Annotated in this window: 1 protein-coding gene; it reads right to left on the bottom strand. The window is 43.8% G+C overall.

Translation table 11 applies throughout. The features are described from left to right. Window positions 1-697: hypothetical protein (locus ACNOHI_RS24880; RefSeq protein WP_420477411.1), on the bottom strand; the 697-nt coding region annotated here is incomplete at both ends.

Below are 697 nucleotides of genomic sequence, written 5' to 3'. Positions count from 1 at the left end.
CACATAAGCACACCGTCGTTAGATAAGTAGATTTCTATACTTTTGAACTTGCTATCGCCTATGAGCATCTGGTAACCAAAATGCTCATAAAGTCCTATCTTCTTGCGCAATAATGCGGTATCTAGAGGATCCATACGGTATCCCCGGTTATATTCCCGTTTCCCAATCCGCTGAATGAGTACATGATAACCTTTTATATCTTTAAAAAAGTACCGGGAGTTGTCTTTAGCTTCTACCGTATCTTTACCGTGTATCCGGTATGGAGCAAATTCATTTGCTGTCAATGGCTTTAACAAGTATTGATTGTCGCCATTTCTTAGCTCCAGGTAATGGTCCTTTAATCGTATGGCTGAATAAGATCCCGATTCACCGTAGTTGCCAGCGTGTTTTTCCAATACGCTGCTGGGAAGGCTAACGATATGTTGTAATTGATGAATCGTCCCCGTTATTGGCGCCGGAAAAAGGTCGGTTATACTCAAACCAAAGCGGGGCAGGAGATTAAAACAAAATTCCTCGGCCGCATGCCCGCCTTCAGCAGTATTGGTCATAACAACTACAGCTGCATTTTTCGATGGCAGTAGCAGCAGTTTGGAATGTGCAAATCCGGCGCTGCCGGCATGATACATAGCAAACGTCGAATCATTTTTAAACATGAACCAGCCCAGGCCTTTCTTATTCGTTTCCAGTGGAATGCCAG

Source organism: Noviherbaspirillum sp. ST9 (assembly GCF_048799745.1).
Taxonomy (GTDB): domain Bacteria; phylum Pseudomonadota; class Gammaproteobacteria; order Burkholderiales; family Burkholderiaceae_D; genus Noviherbaspirillum.
This window is presented reverse-complemented; position numbering and strand designations above follow the sequence as displayed.